Origin of the sequence: Kitasatospora sp. NPDC058190 (assembly GCF_042883685.1) — a bacterium.
Classification (GTDB): Bacteria; Actinomycetota; Actinomycetes; order Streptomycetales; family Streptomycetaceae; genus Kitasatospora.
In genome coordinates, this window is record NZ_JBHVVI010000279.1 from 1 (window position 1) to 2,123 (window position 2,123).

The 2,123-nt window shown below is 70.2% G+C and carries 2 protein-coding genes; both read right to left on the reverse strand.

Annotated features, from left to right (window positions below):
- Positions 1-18 precede the first annotated feature (18 nt).
- Complete coding sequence (locus tag ACFVWU_RS44765) at positions 19-846, reverse strand: ABC transporter permease (protein WP_387632455.1); 828 nt, start codon at positions 844-846, stop codon at positions 19-21.
- Positions 843-1,868 carry an ATP-binding cassette domain-containing protein gene (locus tag ACFVWU_RS44770; RefSeq protein ID WP_387632458.1) on the reverse strand — a complete coding sequence of 342 codons (1,026 nt, stop codon included), beginning with the start codon at positions 1,866-1,868 and terminating at the stop codon, positions 843-845. The genes ACFVWU_RS44765 and ACFVWU_RS44770 overlap by 4 nt, the downstream gene beginning before the upstream one ends.
- Between the last annotated feature and the right edge of the window lie 255 nt (positions 1,869-2,123).

Sequence of the window (2,123 nt, forward strand, 5' to 3'; positions counted from 1 at the left end):
CCGTCATGGTCGCCCCGCTCAGGTCCGCTTGCGGAAGCGGGCCACCGCGAGCGGGGCGAAGATCGCGGTCGAGGCGACGGACCAGATCAGCACGATCATCACCGGGTGGGCCACCGCCCCCTCACCGTTGAGGAGCCCGCGGGCGGCGTCGGCCAGCGCGGACAGCGGGTTGACCTTGGTGAAGGCCTGGAGCCAGCCCGGCATCGTGTCGGTCGGCGCGAAGATCGAGCTGCCGAACTGCATCGGCATCAGGACCAGCATGGAGACGCCCTGGACGGCCTGGGCGCTGCGCAGCGACATGCCCAGCAGCATCGAGATCCAGACGATCGACATGCCGAACACCAGCGACAGACCGACCGCGGCCAGCAGTTCCGGCACGCCGGTCTTCAGCTCGAAGCCGAGGATGAAGGCGAAGGCCAGCAGGATCGCGGAGGAGAGCAGCGCCCGCAGCGACTCCGCCATGAGCTTGGACAGCAGCACCGAGGCCCGTCCGATCGGCAGGGTGCGGAAGCGGTCCATCACCCCGGTCTGGAAGTCGCTGTTCAGGCCGGTGCCGACGGCCAGCGCCAGCGTCATGCCGGTCTGCCCGAGCAGCCCGGGGATCAGGCGTTGGATGTAGGCGTCCTGACCGCCCGCGATCGCGCCGCCGAAGACGTAGACGAACAGCAGGGTGAAGACGATCGGCATCAGCACGGCGTCGAACATCGACTCCGGGTCGGCCTTGATCCGCATCAGGTTGCGGCGGGTCAGCGCGCCGATGTGGCGCAGGGTGCCGGCCAGGCCGATCCGGGCGTCCTCGGCCCGGGCGTTCTCGGCCCGGGCCGGGGCGATGGTGGCGGTGGTCATGCGACGGGCTCCTTGACGAGGCTGGCGGCGGGGGCGGTGGCCGCGTCGGCGGCGGGCTTGCCGGTGATGGCGAGGAAGACCTCGTCCAGGCTGGGCACCTTGGTGTCGATGCCGGCGATCGCGAAGCCGCGGGTGCCGAGCACCGCGATGACGGCGGTCAGCTGCTCCTCGCCGGTGATCGGCACCGCGAGCAGGCCGTCGTCGGGGGAAACGGTGGCGCTGGTGATGCCGCTCTCGTGCAGGCAGCGGGCCATCTCGGGCAGTTCGGCCGGGTGCGCCGGGCGGACCTGGAGGGTCTGGCCGCCGACCTTGGCCCTGAGCTCGGCGACGGCGCCGTTGGCGATCACCTTGCCGCGGTCGATGACGGTCAGCTCGTTCGCGAGGTGCTCCGCCTCCTCCATGTACTGGGTGGTCAGCAGGACGGTGCTGCCCTCGGCGACCATCCGCTGCACCTCGTCCCAGACCTCGTTGCGGGTGCGCGGGTCCAGGCCGGTGGTGGGCTCGTCCAGGTAGAGCACCCGGGGGCGGCCGATCATGCTGGCGGCCAGGTCGAGGCGGCGGCGCATGCCGCCGGAGTAGGTCTTGGCGGGCCGCTTGGCGGCCTCGGTGAGCGAGAAGCGCTCCAGCAGCTCGGCGGCCCGGGCCTTGGCCTCGCGGCTGGAGAGGTCGAGCAGTCGGCCGATCAGGTAGAGGTTCTCGTAGCCGGAGAGCAGCTCGTCCACCGAGGCGTACTGGCCGGTCAGGCCGATGGTGCGGCGCAGCTGCTTGGGCTGGCGCAGGACGTCGTAGCCGCCGACGTACGCGGTGCCGGCGTCGGGCTTGATCAGGGTGGAGAGAACGCGCACCAGGGTGGTCTTGCCCGCGCCGTTGGGGCCGAGCAGGGCGAGGACGGTGCCCTCGCGGACGGTGAGGTCGACCCCGTCGAGGGCCTTGGTGGCGCCGTAGTGCTTGACGATGCCGTGCACCTCGACGGCGTTCCCGGCGGTTCCCCGCGTGTTCGGGGCGGTGGCGATTCCTGTCATGCCCCCAGGCTGTCCGCCCCGGCTGTCAGCCCCCTGTCACGCGGCCGGGCCCGCTGTCAGGCGGCTGTCACCCGGCTGTCATCGATGTGCGGGTGTGTGGGCCTCCTCTTGGGAGGGGGACCAAATACATCATCTCAAGAGAATTCGAAAATTGGTGGCGCCTCCTCGATCGAGGAGGCGCCACCGAAAGAAAAACCAATTCTGAACAAACGGAGAGAGATTAAGCCCGGCCCCTCGATAAGCCAAGGGTATCGG

Bases quoted from the DNA above. Each gene is read 5' to 3' on its own strand.
- ACFVWU_RS44765 (WP_387632455.1), bottom strand. From the start codon at position 846: ATGACCACCGCCACCATCGCCCCGGCCCGGGCCGAGAACGCCCGGGCC.
- ACFVWU_RS44770 (WP_387632458.1), bottom strand. From the start codon at position 1,868: ATGACAGGAATCGCCACCGCCCCGAACACGCGGGGAACCGCCGGGAAC.